Annotated in this window: 11 protein-coding genes; 5 read left to right on the top strand and 6 right to left on the bottom strand. The window is 65.5% G+C overall.

Going from position 1 to position 20,867, the window contains the following annotated elements:
- Positions 1 to 10: 10 nt before the first annotated feature.
- Positions 11 to 442, bottom strand: a complete 432-nt coding sequence (locus tag GW587_RS26970) for a hypothetical protein (RefSeq protein ID WP_229259678.1) — start codon at positions 440 to 442, stop codon at positions 11 to 13.
- 273 nt (positions 443 to 715) lie between these two features.
- A complete protein-coding gene (locus tag GW587_RS26965; protein WP_166107999.1) occupies positions 716 to 3,166 on the bottom strand; it encodes a TIM-barrel domain-containing protein in 2,451 nt (816 codons plus the stop codon).
- 176 nt (positions 3,167 to 3,342) lie between these two features.
- On the opposite strand from GW587_RS26965, the gene GW587_RS26960 reads away from it, so the two are divergent.
- From GW587_RS26960 to GW587_RS26950, 3 genes are all read left to right on the top strand, one after another.
- The gene (locus GW587_RS26960) at positions 3,343 to 4,668 is read left to right on the top strand and encodes an MFS transporter (protein WP_166107998.1); all 1,326 of its coding nucleotides are present in this window, start codon (positions 3,343 to 3,345) and stop codon (positions 4,666 to 4,668) included.
- Positions 4,669 to 4,768: 100 nt separating this feature from the next.
- Positions 4,769 to 6,400, top strand: coding sequence for an alpha-D-glucose phosphate-specific phosphoglucomutase (locus tag GW587_RS26955; RefSeq protein WP_166107997.1), 1,632 nt, complete (start codon positions 4,769 to 4,771; stop codon positions 6,398 to 6,400).
- A 21-nt stretch (positions 6,401 to 6,421) separates the two neighbouring features.
- Positions 6,422 to 8,104: an alpha-amylase family glycosyl hydrolase gene (locus GW587_RS26950; RefSeq protein WP_166107996.1), complete on the top strand. Its 1,683-nt coding sequence runs from the start codon at positions 6,422 to 6,424 to the stop codon at positions 8,102 to 8,104.
- Here GW587_RS26950 and GW587_RS26945 read toward each other — a convergent pair.
- The 4 genes from GW587_RS26945 to GW587_RS26930 form a co-directional block, all read right to left on the bottom strand.
- The gene (locus tag GW587_RS26945; RefSeq protein WP_166107995.1) at positions 8,101 to 9,948 is read right to left on the bottom strand and encodes a sensor domain-containing phosphodiesterase; all 1,848 of its coding nucleotides are present in this window, start codon (positions 9,946 to 9,948) and stop codon (positions 8,101 to 8,103) included. The genes GW587_RS26950 and GW587_RS26945 overlap by 4 nt on opposite strands.
- A 175-nt stretch (positions 9,949 to 10,123) precedes the next feature.
- The gene (locus tag GW587_RS26940) at positions 10,124 to 12,424 is read right to left on the bottom strand and encodes a GH92 family glycosyl hydrolase (protein ID WP_229259677.1); all 2,301 of its coding nucleotides are present in this window, start codon (positions 12,422 to 12,424) and stop codon (positions 10,124 to 10,126) included.
- Positions 12,425 to 12,505: 81 nt separating this feature from the next.
- A complete protein-coding gene (gene pulA / locus GW587_RS26935; protein WP_166107994.1) occupies positions 12,506 to 15,277 on the bottom strand; it encodes a pullulanase-type alpha-1,6-glucosidase in 2,772 nt (923 codons plus the stop codon).
- 116 nt (positions 15,278 to 15,393) lie between these two features.
- Positions 15,394 to 16,950 carry a POT-type proton-dependent oligopeptide transporter gene (locus GW587_RS26930; protein WP_166107993.1) on the bottom strand — a complete coding sequence of 519 codons (1,557 nt, stop codon included), beginning with the start codon at positions 16,948 to 16,950 and terminating at the stop codon, positions 15,394 to 15,396.
- Positions 16,951 to 17,167: 217 nt separating this feature from the next.
- Between GW587_RS26930 and GW587_RS26925 the strand changes: the two genes are divergently transcribed.
- The gene (locus GW587_RS26925) at positions 17,168 to 18,805 is read left to right on the top strand and encodes an alpha-glucosidase (RefSeq protein ID WP_166107992.1); all 1,638 of its coding nucleotides are present in this window, start codon (positions 17,168 to 17,170) and stop codon (positions 18,803 to 18,805) included.
- A 92-nt stretch (positions 18,806 to 18,897) separates the two neighbouring features.
- Positions 18,898 to 20,769 (top strand): glucokinase, encoded by a 1,872-nt coding sequence (locus GW587_RS26920; protein ID WP_166107991.1) that lies wholly within the window; start codon positions 18,898 to 18,900, stop codon positions 20,767 to 20,769.
- Positions 20,770 to 20,867 lie beyond the last annotated feature (98 nt).

Genomic DNA, 20,867 nt, shown 5'->3' with positions numbered 1-20,867 from the left:
CAACGACTGCTCATGCGATCGTTCGGCAGCTGGCGGCGAGCTGCCATTTCGACGTGCCGGGGAATTTCAACCAGATGGCCCGCCAGGCGTTGCGCGTGCCGCAGCCATTGGCATTGGCCAGCCGAGACGGCGTTATGCACTCGCCGCCGCAGATGATTTTTTCGTTCTCGACTTTGGCATAGGTCGAGCGGCCCTGAAATGTGGCGCGCAGTTCGGTGCCGTCAGGTAGAAAGACCTGCTTCCATTGATAGCCTTTGGTACTGGTGGTTTTGTCGTCGGCGCGGGACTCCGGGGCACTCGCGGCGCCGGCGAGCCAGTTACGTATGAGGGCGCTTAGGACTGCCTCCGATTTGTCGCCGTAGCACGGCTCACCGGTGCGGTTGACCAGGTCGACGTAGACGTCGCTCGGCAGATAGATACCTCCGATGATGGGGCGGTCCATTTTTTTCTCCCTCTCTAAAACGTCTATTTGCTCTATTTCGCTCTAGTCCGCTCTAGTTCGCTCTAATTTGGCCAGTTTTTTTGTGGCGCGGATTCTAAAACGTCTAAAAAGAGAAAAAAATGGGCTGTTTTTCTCTTTCTGTGCATATGATTTAGACCAAATAGAGCGGAATAGTTCAATCTAGAGCGTTTAGAGCTTTTAGAGCTCGTTTTAAAAAGGGTAGCTGTGTATAGCGGCGGCAATTCCCCCGCCGCGGCGGGCGGGGGCGGGGGCTTACAGGGAGATGTCGACACTCCGCGAGGCCAGGTCGGTGGCGGGCAGGTCGACCGTCAGCAGCTTGCTTTCGGCGTCCCAGGCGTAGACGGCGACCTTGCCGTCGATGCGCACGGCGCCGGGTTTGGCGGCGACGTTGTGCACGTGTAGTGCGATGGCGCGTTCGGGACGTTGGTACTGCTTGCCGACTTCGGACTCGATGCGCAACGACAGCGCGCCTTTTTGCTGCTTGCTGGCGAAGTGCAGCAGCTCGTACTTGCCTTGTTCGTAGGCTTGCGCGGTCAGGCCGTCGTCGTCATACAGCTTGCCGGCGCCGGCGCGCACCGAGGCGTCGTGGTAGTAGTGCAGCTCGATGTGCTTGGTCGAATAATCGCGCGTGGTCTGCACCACCTTCGCCATCGGGATGAAGGCGCCGGCGCGCACGTAGACCGGCACGTGGTCGGCGGCCAGCTTCACGGTGCGGGTCGCGCCGCCGGTCATCTTCTCGCCGCTGTAGAAATCGAACCACGCGCTGCGCGCCGGGAAGTAGACCTCGGCCGTGGCTGCGCCTTGCTTGAGCACCGGCGTGACCAGGAAGTCCTTGCCCCACAAGTAGGTCGACGACATCGCGCGCACCTTGGCGTTGCCCGGCTCCTCGTACAGCATCGGGCGCATCAGCGGCAAACCCTTCTGGTTGTTGTCGAAGCCCAGCGTGTAGTTATACGGCAGCATGCGATAGCGCAGACGGATGGCGTCGCGCGCCAGCGCCTTAGTGGCGTCCTCGCGGTAGACCGGTTCCGCCGGCACTTCCTCCTGCGCGTGCGGCCGGAACACCGGCTGGAACACGCCGTACTGCAGCCAGCGCGTGTACAGCTCATTGTCCAGCACCGGGTTGGCGAAGCCGCCCAGGTCCGAGTGCATATAGCCCGCGCCCTGCATGCCCATCTGCAGCGCGATCTCGGGCTGCGATTGCAAACCGCTCCAGCTGCGATCGACATCGCCGGACCACGGAATGATGCCGAAGCGCTGCGTGCCCGAAAAACCGGAACGCATCAGGATGAACGGCCGCTCGGTCGGGAAGTCGCGCTGGTAGCCGTCGGCCACCAGGCCGGCCCACTGATGGCCATAGATGTTGTGAACCTGGTCGGCGCTGGCGCCGTTCGCGTGGCGCATCTCGGTCGGATGCACTTCCGGTTCGCCCAGGTCGCCCCAGACGCCGGCCACGCCCTGCGCGTGCAGGCCTTTGTAGATATCCCAGAACCAGTCCTTGCCCGGCTTGCCGAAGATGTCGATCAAGCCGGTGTGGCCGAAGAAGAAGTCGTAGGCCAGCGGCTTGCCGTCGGCGCCGGTGCCCAGCACCTTCTTGTCGACCGCCTCCTGCCAGCGCTTCGAGGTATCGACCACGAACGGTTCGGTGATGACGACGGTCTGCACGCCTTTCCGGCGGAAGTCGGCGATCATGCCTTCCGGGTTGGGGAAGCTGTCGCGGTCCCACGCCAGATTGCCCATGGTGCCCTTGACCTCCTTGCCGAACCAGAACAGGTCGAAGACGATGGCGTCGAGCGGGATGTCGTCGGCGATGAACTTGTCGACCGTCGCGCGCGCCATCTTCTCGTCGCGGTAGCCGAAGCGCATCGCGAAATTGCCGAAGGCCCAGCGCGGCGGCAGCGGCTGTTTGCCGGTCAGGCTGGTGTAGTTGCCGATCACGTCCTCCCACGTATCGCCGGCGATGACCTGATAGGTCTTGCGGCCGCCGATGGTTTCGTAGGTCAGGCGGTTGTCCTTCTTGCTGTCGAAGTCCAGATAGCCGGTTTGCGCATTGTCGAAATGGATGGCGTACATCTTCGACGACAGCGCCAGCGGCATCGCATAGCCCATCTGCTCCGACTGGTCGCCGTAGCCGTAGTGCGCCTTGTTGTACAAGGTGAAGCGGTGGCCGCGCCGATTCATGCCGACCGCGCGCGAGCCGGCGCCGTACAGGGCTTCGTCCTTGTCCAGCGCGAACTCGATGGCCTCCAGTTCGCGCGGCTCGCCTTTGTTGATATCCTTGCTGCCGCTGGCGACGTCGTCCTTCATGCGCAGGTAGCCGTGCTTCTCCGCGAGCAGCGGCTTGCCCTTGTAGGCGTAGGCGATGTTGAACGGCGACTTGGTGATGGTGACCACGATGCCGGGCGTGGCATATTCGATGCGGCCGGCTGTTTGCTTCAGCGTGGTCTTGACGGCGGCCGGGGCCAGCACCACGGCGTGCGAGGCCGGATCGACCGCTTCGCCGGCCGGCACGAAGGTGGTTTCGACGATGGCGTTCGAGTAGGGCTTGATCAGGTAGACGCCGTCGCTGGTGCGCACCTCCAGCTGGCCGCCGCCGTCGCTGACGCGGTCGAAGGTGCGTCCGGCGTTTTGCGCCAGCGCGGCATGGCAGGCCAGCAGCGCCAAAGGCAGCGCCGCCAATTTTGGTAGGGAAAGGGTTGTCATGTAGGTATTCGGGCTTTGTGGTTGTCTTATATTCTGTTGTTTGGCTACATTTGACTACAAAAGCCTGCCCGCAGGATGGCTTGTTTCCTTTATTTTACTGGGAAATTCTTTCAATTGACACTGTTGGGGTAGCGTGTTATTTTGCTACAAATTTTCAATAATCGGGGACGCGCAGCATGCATTCTTCCAGCAGCAAGCCCATACTGTCGTTCTGGCAGCTATGGAATATGAGCTTCGGCTTCTTCGGCATCCAATTCGGCTTCGCCCTGCAGAACGCCAACACCAGCCGCATTTTCTCCACGCTGGGCGCGAATCCCGACGACTTGTCCCTGTTCTGGCTGGCCGCGCCGGTCACCGGCCTGCTGGTGCAGCCGGTGATCGGCTACCTGAGCGACAACACCTGGCACCCCAGGTGGGGCCGGCGCCGCCCGTTCTTCTTCGTCGGCGCCTTGCTGGCGTCGATCGCGCTGTTCCTGATGCCGAATTCGTCCGCGTTGTGGATGGCGGTCGCGGTGCTGTGGCTGATGGACGGCGCCATCAACGTCTCGATGGAACCGTTCCGCGCCTTCGTCGGCGACAAGCTCGGACCGTCGCAGCAGACCGCCGGCTTCGCGATGCAGACCTTCTTCATCGGCTGGGGCGCGGTGATCGCGTCGATGCTGCCGACCATCTTCGCCCACATGGGCGTCAACAACGTGCCGATGGCCGGCGCGATTCCCGACACCGTGCGCTATTCGTTCTACGCCGGCGGCGCGATCTACATGGCGGCCGTGATGTGGACCGTGCTGACCGCGCAGGAAGCGCCGCCGGAGAACCTGGAGGCGTTCCGCGCCGAGCAGCGCGCCGGCAAGGGCCTGGGCCACGCGCTGAAGGAAATCATGGGCGGCTTCACGCGCATGCCGAAGACCATGCTGCAACTGGCGGCGGTGCAGTTCTTCACCTGGATCGCGCTGTTCGCGATGTGGATCTACACCACCAACGCCATCGGCGAGAACGTGTTCGGCACCACCGACGCGCAATCGGCCGCGTTCCAGGAAGCCGGCAACCATGTCGGCGTGATGTTCGCGGTGTACAGCGGCGTGTCGGCGCTGGCGGCGTTCATCCTGCCGATCTTCGCGCGCCACACCAGCCGCAAGTTCGTGCACATGAGCTGCCTGGTGATCGGCGGCGTCAGCCTGTTCAGCATCTACGCGATCCACGACATGGACCTGCTGTACCTGCCGATGATCGGCGTCGGCGTCGCCTGGGCCAGCATCCTGACCATGCCGTACGCGATCCTGGCCGGCGCGCTGCCGGCCAAGCGCATGGGCTACTACATGGGCGTGTTCAATTTCTTCATCGTGATCCCGCAGATCGTCAGCGGCCTGCTGCTCGGCTTCGTCACCAAGCACTGGTTCGCCGGTCACAGCGTCAAGACGCTGATGCTGGGCGGCGTCTGCATGGTGGTGGCCGGCGTGTTGACGCTGGCGGTGCGCGACAACGCGGAACCGGTGGCCAAATGAGCTAAGATTGTTCGCGAGACAAGCTAGATGTGCGACGCGATTTTGCCGAAACAGGTAAAACCGTTGCAGCAAATCTGTCATCTACCCACGCGGAGCGAACATGAGCATTCAGACGGTCAGTACCACCTCCTTCCCCGGCCAGCGGCCGGGGACATCCGGCTTGCGGAAAAAAGTCACGGTCTTCCAGCAGCCGCATTACCTCGAAAACTTCGTGCAAAGCGTGTTCGACACGCTGGGCGATTGCGCCGGCAAGACGCTGGTGCTGGGCGGCGACGGCCGATTCCATAATCGCGAGGCGGTGCAGACCATCCTGCGCATGGCGGCGGCGCACGGCTACGCCAAGGTGCTGGTGGGGCAGGGCGGCATCCTGTCGACGCCGGCGGTCAGCTGCGTGATCCGCAAGCACGGCGCGCTGGGCGGCATCGTGCTGTCGGCCAGCCACAATCCGGGCGGCGCCGACGGCGACTTCGGCATCAAGTACAACATCGCCAACGGCGGCCCGGCGCCGGAGGGCGTGACCGAGGCGATCTACCAGCGCACCGAAAGCATCAAGGAATACCGCATCAGCGACGCCGCCGCGATCGACCTGAATCGCCTCGGCACGTCGCGCATCGAGCAGACCGAGATCGAAGTGATCGACTCGGTCGCCGACTACGCGGAGCTGATGCAGAAACTGTTCGACTTCGACGCCATCCGCGCCCTGTTCGGCGGCGGCTTCCGCATGTGCTTCGACGGCATGCACGCGGTCTCCGGCCCGTACGCCAAGGCGATCCTGGAGGGCATGCTGGGCGCGCCGGCCGGCACCGTCATCAACGGCGTGCCGCTGGAGGACTTCGGCGGCCACCATCCGGACCCGAATCCGGTCAACGCCGCGGAGCTGATCGCGCTGATGGCGGCCGACGACGCGCCGGACTTCGGCGCCGCGTCGGACGGCGACGGCGACCGCAACATGATCGTCGGCCGCAAGTTCGACGTCACGCCGTCCGACAGCCTGGCGGTGCTGGCCGCCAACGCCACCGTGGCGCCGGGCTACCGCGCCGGTCTGAAAGGCATCGCGCGTTCGATGCCGACCTCGCGCGCGGCCGACCGGGTGGCCGAGGCGCTGGGCATCCCGGCGTTCGAAACCCCGACCGGCTGGAAGTTCTTCGGCAACCTGCTGGACGCCGGCAAGGCCACGCTGTGCGGCGAGGAGAGCTACGGCACCGGCTCGGACCACATCCGCGAAAAGGATGGGCTGTGGGCGGTGCTGTTCTGGCTGAACCTGCTGGCCGCCAGCGGCAAGTCGGTGGAGCAGCTGGTGAGCGAACACTGGGCGCGCTTCGGCCGCAACTACTATTCGCGCCACGACTACGAGGCGGTCGAAAGCGACGCGGCCAACGAGCTGATGGCGTCGCTGCGCATCAAGCTGGCGACGCTGGCGGGCCAGGACCTGGGCAACTACGTGGTCGATTTCGCCGACGATTTCGAATACACCGATCCGGTCGACGGCTCGGTGTCGAAGCAGCAGGGGATCCGCATCGTGATGAGCAACGGCTCGCGCATCGTGTTCCGCCTGTCCGGCACCGGCACCGAGGGCGCGACGCTGCGCGTCTACCTGGAGCGCTACGAGGCCGACCCGACCTACCACCACCTGCCGACGCAGCAGGCCTTGTATCCATTGATCCTGATCGCCGAGCAGGTCGGCGGCATCACCGGATGGACCGGGCGCGCGCACCCGACCGTCACCACATAACACCACCATAAGGACGACAGCATGAAATTGACTCCCCTCGCAATGACTTTGGCTTTGGCGCTCGGCGCCGCCGCGACAGGCGCTCCGGCGCTGGCCGCGCCGGCGGCGCAAAAGCCGGCGGTACGCAAGCCATTCCTGTGGGAGAACGCCACCATCTATTTCGTGCTGACGGACCGCTTCAACAACGCCTTCACCGGCAACGACCTGGCCTACGAGCGGCGCGCCGACGCCGGCCCGCTGCGCGGCTTCATGGGCGGCGACCTGGCCGGGCTGACCAACAAGATCAACGAGGGCTACTTCGACAGCCTCGGCGTCAACGCGATCTGGCTGACGCCGCCGGTGGAGCAGATCCACGAAGGCACCGACGAGGGCACCGGCAAGTCCTACGGCTTCCACGGCTACTGGGCGTCGGACTTCACGGCGGTCGACGCCAACCTGGGCACCGAGAACGACTTCCGCAACTTGGTCGACGCGGCCCACGCGCGCGGCATCCGGGTGATCCTGGACGTGGTGATGAACCACACCGGCCCGGTGACGCGCTACGATCCGGTGTGGCCGTCGGACTGGGTGCGCACCGCGCCGCAGTGCACCTACAAGGATCCCAAGACCACCATCGATTGCACGCTGGTGGCCAACCTGCCGGACGTCCTGACCGACAGCGACACGCCGGTCGAGTTGCCGGAGCGGCTGATGGCGAAGTGGCAGCGCGAGGGCCGCTTCGAGCGCGAGGTGAAGGAGCTCAACGAGTTCTTCGCCCGCACCGGCTATCCGCGCGCGCCGCGCTACTATCTGATGAAGTGGCATGCGGACTGGATCCGCAAATACGGCGTCGACGGCTTCCGCGCCGACACCGTCAAGCACGTCGAGGCCAAGGTGTGGAAGGAGTTGCAGACGGTGGCCTCATCCGCCTTCGAGGACTGGAAGCGCGCCAATCCGGACAAGAAGCTTAGCGACGACAAGTTCTACATGACGGCCGAAGTCTTCAACTACAGGATCGAGGACGGCCAGCTGCACGACCTGGGCGGCGGGCAAAGCGCCAATTACTATCAAAACGGTTTTAATAGTTTGATCAATTTCGCGCTGGTCGAGGATGCGAAGAAGGATTACGAGACGCTGTTCAGCAGCTATTCCGCCGCGCTGCACGGCGGCGCGTTGCAGGGTTACTCGGTGGTGAACTATCTCGATTCGCACGACTTCGACCGGCCGTTCGACGCGGCGCGCAAAAAGCCGTTCGAAAGCGCCAACAAGCTGCTGCTGGCGCCCGGCGCGGCGCAGATCTACTATGGCGACGAGACCGCGCGCCGGCTGGACGTGGCCGACGCGGTGGGCGACGCCAAGCTGCGCTCGTTCATGAACTGGGATGAGCTGGAGCGGAACGCGCAGCGCGACGGCTACAAGCTGGCCGAGGTGCGGGCGCATTGGTCCAAGCTGGGCTTGTTCCGCCAGGCGCACGTGGCGGTCGGCGCGGGCGTGCATCAGCAGTTGGAGGCCAAGCCTTACGTATTCAAACGGACGCTGGGGAGCGACAAGGTGGTGGTGGCGCTGGATCTGCCGACCGACCAGGCCAGCAGCATCAAGCTGCACGGCGTGTTCGCCAACGGGCAGAAGGTCAGGGACTACTATTCCGGCAAGACCGCCGTGGTCAAAGGCGGCGCGGTCAACTTCGGTACGCGCAACGCGGTGGTGCTGATCGGGCAGGACTAGGCCGGTCCCGGTCCCCGCGCGGAGCGCGAGCGCGGCGCGTATCCCGGCGCGGCGGCGACGACTGCCGCCGCCGCCGCCGGCGCGCGGGCGGCGGCGCACCAGGCCTGGAACGAAGCGGCTTCCAGCGGCCGCGCGAACAGATAGCCCTGCGCCTCGTCGCAGCCGGCCTTGCGCAGGAAGTCCAGCGCGGCCATGGTCTCGACGCCCTCGGCCACCACGCGGTGTCCCAGGTCCTGCGACAGCGTGATCATCACGCTGACCAGCGCCTGCTGGCGCACGTCGCTGTCGATCTCGCGGATGAAGGATTGATCGATCTTGACCACGTCGGCCGGCATCTTCTGCAAGTACGCCAGGCTGCTGTAGCCGGTGCCGAAATCGTCGATCGCCAGGCCCACGCCCAGCGCGGCGATGGCGGCCAAGGCGGCGTGCGCCTTCTGCGGCTGCTCCATGATGGCGCTTTCGGTGATCTCCAACTCCAGGCAGGACGCCGGCAGGCCGTGCCGCGCCAGGCCGGCCGCGACGCAGGCGGCGAAGTCCGGCTCCATCAGGTTGGCCGCCGAGACGTTGACCGAGACGTCGATGAACAGGCCTTCGTCGCGCCAGGTCCGCTGCCGGCGCAGCGCGGCGTCCAGCACCCAGGCGGTGGCGGCCTGCGCCAGGCCGGAGCGTTCGACGATGGGAATGAATTCCGCCGGCCCGACCACGCCCAGGGTCGGATGATTCCAGCGCAGCAGCGCCTCGGCGCCGCAGCACTCGCCGGTGGCGATGTCGACGCGCGGCTGGAACACCAGCCGCAGCTGGCCGGTGTTTTCCAGCGCCGCCGAAAAATCGTTGAGCAACGTGAAGCGCCGCTGGTACAGCGCGTCCTCCGACTGCGAATACACCGCCACGTGGGAAGGGCAGGCGATGGCGTCATGCGCCGCGCTGCGCGCCTTGCGCAGCACGTTCAGGCTGTCGTCGACGCCGACGTCGAACGGCACCACGCCGACCGACGGCGTGGCCACGTAGCGGGTCTTGGCGATGGCCAGCGCGGTCTGCATCCGGCTTTCAATCCCCGGCAGCCAGGTGTCCAGCGTCGCCCCGGCGGGCGCCAGCAGCACGAACTGCACCGTCGCCACGTGGTAGATGGTGCGGCCGGGACCGATCGCCTCGCGCAGCCACTTGGCCGCGCCGGTCACCAGGTCGTCCAGATAGCTGGACTTCATCGCGCGCGCCGCGTGCCCCAGCTGTTCCGGCGTGGCCAGATTGATCATCACCGCCAGCCGCTGCTCGTGCGGCGCGGCGTCCAGCTGCAGGTCGTGGAAGTCGTCGATGAACTGGGTGCGGTTGGGCAGGCCGCTGACGGCGTCGATGCGGCCCAGCGCGTGGGTCAGCTCGATCTGCGCCATCACCATGCTGGCCAGGTCGCGCAGGGCCGCCATCTCCTGCGGCGTGGTCTGGCGCGGCTCGGTGCCGAGCACGCACATGGCGCCGAGGCAGTGGCCGTCGAGCGTCATCAACGGCGCGCCGGCGTAGTAGCGGATGCCGCTGGCGGCCAGCGGGCTGTCGCGGAAATAGTCGTCCAGCAGCAGGTCCGGGATCACCAGCAGCGCGCCGCTGTCGGCCACCTGGCCGCATGGCGCGCGCAGGCGCGGGATCGAGCTGTACTCGACGCCGACGCGCGACTTGAACCATTGACGATCGCTGTCGGTCAGCGACACGGCGGCGATCGGCAAACCAAACAGGCTGGCGGCCATGCGCGTGATGCGGTCGAACGCCTCGCTCGGCGGCGTATCCAGCAAATTCAGCTTGTGTAGCGCGTCGAGGCGGCGCGCCTCCTGCAATGGGCATTCAATGGTTTTCATCAGTGACTCGGTGGTTGCTGCAATGCGGGTCGAGGCACTGGTTTTTGGCGCGGTAGGCCGGGACGACTCCGGCGGGCGGGCTGGGGCCCGCCGGAATATTTTCATTCGAACAATGTAATTGCCGCTAAGTAACTACAGCATACCACGTTCTGCGCTTCCCGGCTTGGATGCGCGCCTATCGTGCGCCGTCGGTGGACAGCGAATACGGCGCGCTGGCCGGCGCGGTGGCGCGGCGCGTGTTCGGCTGCGCGCTCATGTCGAAGTCCAGCACCGCGCCGCGCATCAGCGCGGCGTGGCCCAGCCAGTTGTTCTCATACGGCTTGCCGTCGACCTTGAGCGCGCGCACGTAGCGCTTGGCGTCGCTGTTGGCCGGCGCGTTGATGACGATCCGCTTGCCGCTCTCCAGCGTCAGCGTCGCCTTCTTGAACAGCGGCGCGCCGACCACGTACTGCGGCACCGCCGGCGTCACCGGATAGAAGCCCAGCGCCGAGAACACGTACCAGGCCGAGGTCTGGCCGTTGTCCTCGTCGCCGCAGTAGCCGTCCGGGGTCGGCTTGTACAGGCGGTTCATGGTTTCGCGCGCCCAGTACTGGGTTTTCCACGGCGCGCCGGCGTAGCCGTACAGGTAGATCATGTGCTGGATAGGCTGGTTGCCGTGCGCGTACTGGCCCATGTTCGCGATCTGCATTTCGCGGATCTCGTGGATCACTTCGCCGTAGTAGCTCTCGTCGAAGGTCGGCGGCAGCGTGAACACCTGATCCAGCTTGGCGACGAACTTCTCGCGCCCGCCCATCAGGTCCACCAGCCCGTTCACGTCCTGGAACACCGACCAGGTGTAGTGCCAGCTGTTCCCTTCGGTGAAGGCGTCGCCCCACTTGAAGGGATTGAACGGCGACTGGAAGCTGCCGTCCTGGTTCTTGCCGCGCATCAGACCCGTCTCCGGATCGAACAGTTTTTTGTAGTTCATCGCGCGCTGCTTGTAGATGGCGATCTCCGACTCCGGCTTGTTGAGCGCCTTGCCCAGCTGGTAGATGGCGAAATCGTCGTAGGCGTATTCCAGCGTGCGCGCGGCGTTCTCGTTGATCTTGACGTCGTAGGGCACGTATCCGAGCTCGTTGTAGTATTTGACGCCCTTGCGGCCGACGGCGTCCATCGGGCCTTCGTTGTCGGCGCCGTGCTTGAGCGCCTGCCACAGCGTGTCGATGTCGTAGCCGCGCAGGCCCTTGACGTAGGCTTCCGCCACCACCGACGCCGAGTTATTCCCGATCATGACGTTGGCCAGGCCGGGGCTGGACCACTCCGGCAGCCAGCCGCCTTCCTTGAAGTCGTTGGCCAGGCCGGCCTGCATCTCGCGGTTGATCGACGGGTACATCAGGTTGAGGAAGGGATACAGCGCGCGGAAGGTGTCCCAGAAGCCGGTGCCGGCGAACATGTAGCCGGGCAGGATCTTGCCGTTGTAGGGACTCCAATGGACGATCTGGTTGTTGGCGTCGACCTCGTACAGTTTGTTCGGGAAGAACAGCATGCGGTACAGGCTGGAATAGAAGGTCCGGGTCTGCTCGTCGCTGCCGCCTTCGACGTTGATGCGGCCCAGCGTCTTGTTCCAGATCTCCTTGCCCTTTTGCGCGGTGGTGTCGAAGCTGTCGGAGGCCAGTTCGCGTTGCAGGTTCAGCTCCGCCTGTTCTTCGCTGATGAAGGACGAGGCGACGCGCATGCCGACCTTCTCGCCTTTCTCGGTCTTGAAGCCGACCACCGCGCCGCTATGCTCGCTGGCCAGCTCGGTGACGTCGGCCACCAGCTTGTCGCCGCTCCAGATGCGCGCGGAGGTGAACGGCTTGTCGAAGTGGATGACGAAGTAGTTCTTGAAATTCTTCGGCAGCGGGCCGCGCGCGTAGCGGGTGCTGTAGCCGACGATCTTGCGCTCGGCCGGGATCACCTTGATGTAGGAGCCCTTGTCGTAGGCGTCCACCACCACATAGGCTTCGTCGGTCTTGGGGAAGGTGAAGCGGAATTGCGCCGCGCGCTCGGTCGGCGTGATCTCGGTGGTGACGTCGGCGTCGGCCAGGTAGACGCTGTAGTAGTAGGGCTTGGCCGTTTCGGCCTTGTGCGAGAACCAGCTGGCGCGGTCGTCCTGGGTGAATCGGAGCTTGCCGGTCACCGGCATGATGGCGAACTGGCCGTAGTCGTTCATCCACGGCGACGGCTGGTGGGTTTGCTTGAAGCCGCGGATCTTGTCGGCGTCGTAGGTGTAGGCCCAGCCGTTGCCCATCTTGCCGGTCTGCGGGGTCCAGAAGTTCATCCCCCACGGCAGCGCGATGGTCGGGTAGGTGTTGCCGTTCGAGAGTTCCGGCTTGCTGGCGGTGCCCATCAGCGGATTGACCAGTTCGACCGGGTCGGTGGCGGCCGAGGCGAGCATGGGGGACAGCGCCAGCAAAGGCGTGAGCAAGGCGGCCAGCAGCGGGAGGGATCGGATCATGGCGTCATTCGTGAACATGAAACCGAAAAGATAGCATGGAAAGCGGCGCGGCAAGTCCATGCCGCGCTTTTGTCCGCGTGTTTAACGCGCTTCGATAAACACGACCGCGCTGCGCGGCGGCACGGTGAAGCCGCCGGTGGCGGGGTCGTAGCGCGCTTCGCTGCGCACGCGCTGGTCGGCGGCGCCGGCGCGGGTGTGGACCGGGTGCAGCCGGTAGGCGCGGCCCTGTTCCTCGGCCACGGTGACGCGCTGCGCGACCTTGTCGACGTTGATCAGATAGGTGAGCGACTTGAAGTTGGCGCCCGCGTAGCCGGCGCCGTCGAGATGGGCGACGATCACGGTCGGCACCTGGCCCGGGCCGGTGTTGTGGAAGCGCAGGCGCTGCCGGATGTCGTCGGCGCTGCGCAGGCGGAACAGGGTGCTGCTGGCGCGGATCGCCAGCAGGTCGCGGAAGGCGTCGCGGGCGTAGGCGATGTCGGCCGGCGACGGCTTGATCGCGGCGGCGTTGCGCAGCAGGGGTTTGATCAGCGCGTAGTCCTTGCCGTTGTCTTCTTCGCGCGGCACGCCGGTGCCGTAGTAGTTGTCCTGGTAGCTCCAGTCCAGGCGGTTGAACCAGTCGCCGGATTCGAAGCTGTTGCGGTCCAGCGACTTGGAGCGCAGGAGGTCGAAGCCGGCGTGGTAGTAGGCCACGCCCTGGCTGAAGGCATTGATCGCGGCGCCCAGCATCTGCACCTGCGCGCGCTGGCGTGGCGTGGTGGCCGCCGGCAGCTTGAAGACGTTGATGTCGAACAGGGTCTGGTTGTCGTGGTTCTCGACGTAGTTGACGGTTTCGCCGGGTTCGCTGGCGTAGCCGGCCGGCTGGTTGCCGCCGTAGACCATGTCCTGCAGCGCGATGGTGCGGCCGTCGGCGATGGTCAGCGGGTAGCTGCGGATCGAGCCGGCCAGGCCGACCTTGACCAGGTCGGAGGCGTGCAGCAGCTCGGCGGCCGCGCCCGCAGCCGTGGCCGCCGCCTCGGCGTCCGCGTTGGCGTCGTACGCCAGGCCGTTGATGTAGCCCTGGCGGGTGATCATCTGCATGCCGCTGTCGCCGCCGCCGCCGCCGCGCACGGCGTCGCGGCCACGGTCGCTGAAGGTGCCGATGCCGCTGCCGTTCAGCGACAGCTGCGACGCCTGCACGAAGCGCGCGCCGTCGGCCACTTCGCCGAAGTTCCAGCCTTCGCCGATCAGGTTGATCGGTCGGCCGCTGCCGTGGCGGCCGGTGGCGCGGTCGGCGCGCGCCTGCAACTGCTCCATGACGGCGCGCGGCTGGTGGCCCATCAGGTCGAAGCGGAACGAGTCGATCTTGTACTGCACCGCCCACAGCGCGACCGAGTCGACCATCAGCTTGCCCATCATCAGATGCTCGGTGGCGGTGTTGTCGCAGCAGGTGGAGCGTTCGATCCCGCCCTTGGCGTCGAGGCGGTGGTAGTAGCCCGGCACCACGCGGTCCAGCACCGACTTCTCGTTCTGGCCGGCGATGTAGGTGTGGTTGTAGACCACGTCCATGCCGACCCGCAGGCCGGTCTGGTGCAGCGCCTGCACCATCTGGCGGAACTCGACGATGCGTTTGGCGCCGTCGGCCGGGTCGGTGGCGTAGCTGCCTTCCGGCGCGCTGTAGTGGTACGGGTCGTAGCCCCAGTTGTAGCAGTCGGTCAGCTTGGCCGCCGTCACCAGCGCCTGCGCCTGTTCGTTGTCCGGCGCCAGGCCGGCCGGGATCTGCGGCGTGACGCAGCCTTGTTCCGGCACGCTGCCGATGTCGTACACCGGCAGCAGGTGGATGTCGGTCATGCCGGCCTTGCTCAGCGCAGCCAGGTGCCGCATGCCGTTGGAGCGGGCTTCGGTGAAGGCGGCGTACTTGCCGCGGTGGGCGGCGCTGACGCTGGCGTCGTTGATCGAGAAGTCGCGCACGTGCAGTTCGTAAACCGACATGTCGGTTTGCGCCGCGACCCTGTTCGGCGCCGGTGTCTTGTCCCAGCCGGCCGGCTTGAGCTTGGCGGCGTTCAGGTCGGCGATGTAGCTGCGTCTGGAGTCGGTGGTCAGGCTGATCGAGTACGGATCGGTGACCAGGTTGCGCACCAGGCCTGCGGTGGGCGCCACCACGTCGACCAGGTATTGGTAGTAGCGGCCGGACTGTTTGCCATCGAGCGTGGCGGACCAGATGCCGGTGGCGTCGTCGCGCCGCATCGGCGTGATGGCGGCGGCCTTGGCGGAGCCGCTGGCGTAGGTGCACAGCGCCACGTTCTGCGCGGTCGGCGCCCAGAGTTTGAAGGCGGCGGCATTGGCGCGGACGGTGACGCCAAGGTCGGTGGCGTCGGCGGCGCCGGCGTAGAGGTCGTCCAGCGCGCCGGGGAGTTGCAGTGTGGTGGCGTCGCGCACGGTGCCGTCGTCGGCTTCGTGGACCAGCATCACTTGCTGCGTCAGCAGGGCGGGCGATTGGGCGGTCGGCACGGCGAACACCGGGCCGGCGCCGACGAACTTGAAGCGCTGCGCGACATCGGCCGGCACGTTGGCGGCGTCGATGCGCGACAAGGCCAGCGAGCCATCGGCGCCGCTGACGCGCGCCCCCGGCGTCGCACGCAGTTGCGCACTGGCGGAGTAGTACAGTTTGAAGACGCCGGCGCCGGCATCGGCGCCGGGCCATTTGATGATCCGGCGATTGAGCCAGTAAGCGCGGGCGTCGGTGGCGGGCGCCGCTTGCAGCGTGGTGGCGAACGGCCCGTCGCAGTCCGCCAGCGAAGGCGCGGCTGCGGCGCCCAGACAAGTCAGCGCCAGCGCGCCGCCAACGGACAAACGCCGCACGTAATTACCACTCATATCACCGTCTCCAAAACTATCGATTTAGGTAGTGCAGTTACAAAATCCGCAAAATACCCTTGAATTTTCCGGTTATGGTAATCCAAAATCTGTAGTTTTGGTACTTACTCTTGTCGCTACTTTGGTTGCACGTCCTTGCGGTAGTTGTCGACCATCTTGTAGCGCATCGCGTACAGCGCGAAGAGGGCGGCGATCAGCAGCGCGAAGGCGGCGAAGAAGAACATCTGGAACGCGATCACCCCCATGCCGCTCGACGCGATCCAGCCGCCCACCACGTCGTTCTTGACGCCCGAGTTGACGATCAGCACCCACAGGTTGCCCACCGTGACCGCCAGATACCAGAAACTCAAAATGATGCCCTTCATCGGCGCCGGCGCCTGGCTGTAGGCGAACTCCAGCCCGGTCGCCGACACCAGCACCTCGCCCAGGGTCAACAGCGCATACGGCAGCAGCTGCCACAGGATCGACACCGTGTCGCCGCCGTCCATGCGCAACTGGATCAGGCCGATCGCGATCCACGCCGCGCCCGACAGCGCGATGCCCATGCCCATGCGCCGCAGCGGCGTCGGCGTGACGCCGAGCGCGCGCATCAGCGGGAACAGCGCCACGTTGTTGAACGGGATCAGCAGCATCACCAGGATCGGATTGATGGCCTGCATCTGCGCCGGCAGCAGCGTGAATTCCCAGCCGAACAGCGACAGCAGCGGGCTGTGCATCGCGTTGGCCTGGACGATCCAGGTCGAGGCCTTCTGGTCGAACAGCGACCAGAACGGCGTGATCATCGCGAACACGATCAGGATGCGCAGCACCGAGCGCACGCCTTCGACCGCTTCATCGGTGTGCAAGCCGCGCGCGCGCTCCAGCTGCAGCGAGACGCCGATGCCGCCGAACGCCAGCAGCGCCACCAGCGCGGTGCAGGCGGCGATGACGAAGCCCCATTGCGGCGTCATCGCCAGCGCCAGCACGGCGGCCACGGCGCCGACGCCGGCCACCACCAGGCCCGGGCGCGCTTGCCCCGGCGCGCGCGCCAGCAAGGCGGTGCGGGCGACGCTGCTGAACGAATCCGGATTCGGCGCGGCCGGCGGCACATGTACGTATTTCTTCTTGCCCATCCAGAAGATCAAGGTGGCGATCGCCATCAGGATGCCGGGGATGCCGAACGCCACCGCCGGGCCGTAGTCGCGCAGGAACAGCGGCATCAGCAGCGACGCGAAGAAAGAGCCGAAGTTGATGATCCAGTAGAAGGCGTCGAACACCAGCTTGGCGCGGTTCTTGTTGGTCTGGTCGAACTGGTCGCCGACGAAGGCCACCACCAGCGGCTTGATGCCGCCCGAGCCGAACGCGATCAGCGCCAGGCCGAAGTAGAAGCCCTTGAGGTTGTCCTCAAAGATCGCAAGGCAGGCGTGGCCGGCCACATAAATCAGGCTGAACCAGAACACCGTCTGGTATTTGCCGAAGAAGCGGTCGGCCAGCCAGCCGCCCAGCAGCGGGAAGAAGTAGACGCCGATGACGAAGGTGTGGAACACATGCTTGGCTTCGCTGGCGCGGTCGGCCATCGGAACGAACAACAACAGGGTGCTGATCAGGAAGGGCGTGAGGATGTTGCGCATGCCGTAAAAGCTGAACCGCTCGCAGCCTTCGTTGGCGATGATGTATGGAATTTGCCGGGGCATCGGCCCGTTGCCGTTACTGCTCACTATGAGTTCTCCCTCGTTTGTGTAGTTTGACTACTATTTTTGCCTTCAGATTTTCTATAGAAATTCTTAAGACGTTGATTTTCAACGATTATTCTTGGTAATCGTGAATCGGGTCACGGATTGAAAAAAACGATATCGTCATGTATATTATCTACAAAATTTATACGTCGGCCAGCCAACCCCGGATTCTCTTATGACTAAGCAACTTACTCAAGTGTCGCCTCACTCCCCAGACTGGTATCGCGAAGCGATCATCTACCAGGTTTACCCGCGCAGCTTCATGGACAGCAACGGCGACGGCGTCGGCGATTTGCCCGGCATCACCGCAAAGCTGGACTATATCGCATCGCTGGGCGTGGACATGGTGTGGATTTCGCCGTACTTCAAATCGCCGATGAAGGACTTCGGCTACGACATCTCGGACTACTGCGACGTCGATCCGCTGTTCGGCACGCTGGCCGACTTCGACGCGCTGATCGCCAAGGCGCACAGCCTGGGCCTGAAGATCATGATCGACCAGGTGATGGCGCATACCGCCGAAGAACATCCGTGGTTCAAGGAAAGCCGCGCCAGCCGCGACAATCCGAAGGCCGACTGGTACGTCTGGGCCGATCCGGCGCCGGACGGCAATCCGCCGAACAACTGGATGTCGGTGTTCGGCGGCTCGTCGTGGCAGTGGGACACGCGCCGTCGTCAATACTATTTACATAATTTCCTGGTCAGCCAGCCGCAGTTGAACTTCCACCAGCCGGCGGTGCAGCAGGCGCACCTGGACGCGCTGCGCTTCTGGCTGGAGCGCGGCGTCGACGGCATCCGCCTCGACGCCAGCAACTTCCACTTCCACGACCCCGCGTTGCGCAGCAATCCGCCGGCCGTCAACCGCGACACCGCCACCGTGTCGGACGTCAACCCGTACGGCATGCAGGCGCACGTCTACGACAAGAGCCGGCCGGAGAACCTGCCGTTCCTGCAAAAGCTGCGCGCGCTGCTGAACGAATACCAGGCGGTGTCGATCGGCGAAGTCGGCGCCGACGATTCGCTGGCGGTGATGGCCGAGTACACCGCCGGCGGCGACAAGCTGCACATGGCCTACAGCTTCAACCTGCTGGTGCCGGACTGCTCGTCGCACTACATCCGCAAGCAGGTCGAGAATTTCGAAGCGCGCGTCAAGGGCGGCTGGGCCTCGTGGTCGGTCGGCAACCACGACGTGCAGCGCGTCGCCACCCGCTGGGGCGGTCCGGACGCGCCGGCGGCGTTCGCCAAGATGATCCTGGCGATGCAGCTGTCGCTGAAGGGCACGCCGTGCCTGTACCAGGGCGACGAGCTGGCGTTCGCCGAGGCCGACGTGCCGTTCGAGCTGTTGCAGGATCCGTACGGCATCACCTTCTGGCCGGAGTTCAAGGGCCGCGACGGTTGCCGCACGCCGATGGCGTGGAGCGCCGACGCCGGCGGCGGCTTCACCAGCGGCACGCCGTGGCTGCCGCTGTCGCCGGACCACCTGGCCAAGGCGGCGTCGCTGCAGGAGGGCGACGCCGCGTCGTCGCTGGCGTTCACGCGCCGGTTCATCGCCTGGCGCCGCGCGCTGCCGCAGCTGACGCGCGGCGACATCGCGTTCTTCGACGCGCCGGAGCCGGCGCTGGCGCTGCGGCGCGATGCCGACGGCGAGCGCGGCATCATCGCCGTGTTCAACCTCGGCGCCGCGCCGGTCAGCTTCGCGCTGCCGCAGGCGGCGGGCGCGGAGCAGATGGCGGGCTACGGCCTGCCGGGCACGGTGGTCGACGGCCAGGTCGAACTGCCGGCCTTCGGCGCCTGGTTCGGCTACGCGCGGTAAGCGCGTGGGGAAGGAGACGATTTCATATCGTTTCCTTCTTAACATCAGCTATTTCGGGTATGCTTCCGCCAACTGTTTTGACTGACTCGACGATGAAACAAGCTGAAGTGGATCACAAACTGAATCGCACCGCCTTTGCCGACGGCCCGCGCCTGCTGGCCGACATCGGCGCCACCCACGCCCGCTTCGCACTGCAGACCGCCCCCGGCGAGTTCCGCGCGGTGCGCGTGCTCAAGTGCGACGACTTCCCCGACATCGTGGCGATGCTGCGCTCCTACCTGGCCGACCACGCCGACATCACGCTGAACCACGCCGCGCTGGCGGTGGCCAACCCGGTCAGCGGCGACCACGTGCGCATGACCAACCGCGACTGGGAATTCTCCACCGACGCGGTGCGCCGCGCGCTGGGGCTGCACACGCTGCTGGTGGTCAACGACTTCACCGCGCTGGCGATGTCGCTGCCGGGCCTGAAGCCGGCCGACCTGATGCAGGTGGGCGGCGGCAAGCCGGCGTCCAACTCGGTGATCGGCGTGCTGGGGCCGGGCACCGGTCTCGGCGTCTCCGGCGTGATCCCGACCGTCGACGGCTTCGTCACGCTCGGTTCCGAAGGCGGCCACACCAATTTCGCGCCGGCCGACGAGCGCGAGTACGCGATCCTGCAATACGCCTGGCAGACCTGGTCGCACGTGTCGACCGAGCGGCTGATTTCCGGCCCCGGCATGGAGATCATCTACCGCGCCATCGCCAAGCGCAACGGGCGCCAGGTGCGCGACCTGAGTTCGCAGGAAATCATGGCCGGCGCGCTGACCGACAAGGACCCGCTGTGCCTGGAGGTGCTGGAATGCTTCTGCGCCATGCTGGGCGGCGCCACCGCCAACCTGGCCGTGACGCTGGGCGCGTTCGGCGGCATGTTCATCGGCGGCGGCATCGTGCCGCGCATGGGCGAGTGGTTCGCCGCGTCGCCGTTCCGCTCGCGCTTCGAGGCCAAGGGGCGCTTCACCAGCTACCTGTCGGAGATCCCGACCTACGTCATCACCACGCCGAACCCGGCCTTTTATGGCGTGGCGACGATCCTGTCCGAACACCTGCGCGGCCGCAGCGGCGCCAACACGCTGATGGAGCGGGTGCAGCATCTGCAGCACGAGCTGACGCCGGCCGAGCAGCGCGTGGCGCAGCTGGTGCTGGAGCAGCCGCGGCTGGTGCTGAACGAGCCGATCGCCGACATCGCGCGGCTGGCGGAAGTCAGCCAGCCGACGGTGATCCGCTTCTGCCGCTCGCTGGGCTTCCTCGGCCTGGCCGACTTCAAGCTGAAGTTCGCCAGCAGCCTGACCGGCGCGATCCCGGTGCGGCACAGCCAGGTGCGGGTCAGCGACAGCACGCACGACCTGAGCGCCAAGGTGATCGACAACACCGTTTCCGCGATCCTGAAATTCCGCGACCAGCTGGACGTGCGCTCGCTGGACAAGGCGATCGCGCTGGTGGCCAAGGCGAAGCGGGTCGAGTTCTACGCGATGGGCAATTCGCGGGTGGTGGCGCTGGACGGCCAGCACAAATTCTTCCGCTTCCGCATTCCGACCTCGGCCTATGGCGACTCGCACCTGCTGACCCTGGCGGCGGAGTTGCTGAATCCGGGCGACGTGGTGATCGCCATCTCCAACTCGGGCAAGTTGCCGGATCTGCTGGAGGCGGTCGATCTGGCGCGGGCGGCGGGGGCGGACGTCATCGCCATCACGTCGAGCAACTCGCCGCTGGCGAAGAAGGCGACGGTGTGCCTGGCGGTGGACCACACCGAGGACAGCACCAGTTTCCTGTCGATGATCTCGCGCATCCTGCAACTGCTGCTGATTGATATTCTTTCGGTCGGCATTTCGCTGGACACGCAAAACTCGCGGCTGGTGGTCGAGCACAAGACCAAGGGCAGCGACGACAACCGCCGGCTGATGATTTCCCACCTCGATGGCTGAGTCCATGTCCTAAAATCCGGGGTCAGAGCTAAAAACTGGACACGGCCTCTACAGTAGCGATCGCTACTGTAGAGGCCGTGTCCAGTTTTTAGCTCTGA

Source organism: Duganella aceris (genome assembly GCF_011090165.1).
Lineage (GTDB): Bacteria > Pseudomonadota > Gammaproteobacteria > Burkholderiales > Burkholderiaceae_D > Rugamonas > Rugamonas aceris.
Note: the sequence above shows the minus strand (reverse complement) of the source record. Positions and strands in the feature narration are given on the sequence as shown.

Bases quoted from the DNA above. Each gene is read 5' to 3' on its own strand.
- GW587_RS26970 (WP_229259678.1), bottom strand. From the start codon at position 442: ATGGACCGCCCCATCATCGGAGGTATCTATCTGCCGAGCGACGTCTAC.
- GW587_RS26965 (WP_166107999.1), bottom strand. From the start codon at position 3,166: ATGACAACCCTTTCCCTACCAAAATTGGCGGCGCTGCCTTTGGCGCTG.
- GW587_RS26960 (WP_166107998.1), top strand. From the start codon at position 3,343: ATGCATTCTTCCAGCAGCAAGCCCATACTGTCGTTCTGGCAGCTATGG.
- GW587_RS26955 (WP_166107997.1), top strand. From the start codon at position 4,769: ATGAGCATTCAGACGGTCAGTACCACCTCCTTCCCCGGCCAGCGGCCG.
- GW587_RS26950 (WP_166107996.1), top strand. From the start codon at position 6,422: ATGAAATTGACTCCCCTCGCAATGACTTTGGCTTTGGCGCTCGGCGCC.
- GW587_RS26945 (WP_166107995.1), bottom strand. From the start codon at position 9,948: ATGAAAACCATTGAATGCCCATTGCAGGAGGCGCGCCGCCTCGACGCG.
- GW587_RS26940 (WP_229259677.1), bottom strand. From the start codon at position 12,424: ATGATCCGATCCCTCCCGCTGCTGGCCGCCTTGCTCACGCCTTTGCTG.
- pulA (WP_166107994.1), bottom strand. From the start codon at position 15,277: ATGAGTGGTAATTACGTGCGGCGTTTGTCCGTTGGCGGCGCGCTGGCG.
- GW587_RS26930 (WP_166107993.1), bottom strand. From the start codon at position 16,950: ATGCCCCGGCAAATTCCATACATCATCGCCAACGAAGGCTGCGAGCGG.
- GW587_RS26925 (WP_166107992.1), top strand. From the start codon at position 17,168: ATGACTAAGCAACTTACTCAAGTGTCGCCTCACTCCCCAGACTGGTAT.
- GW587_RS26920 (WP_166107991.1), top strand. From the start codon at position 18,898: ATGAAACAAGCTGAAGTGGATCACAAACTGAATCGCACCGCCTTTGCC.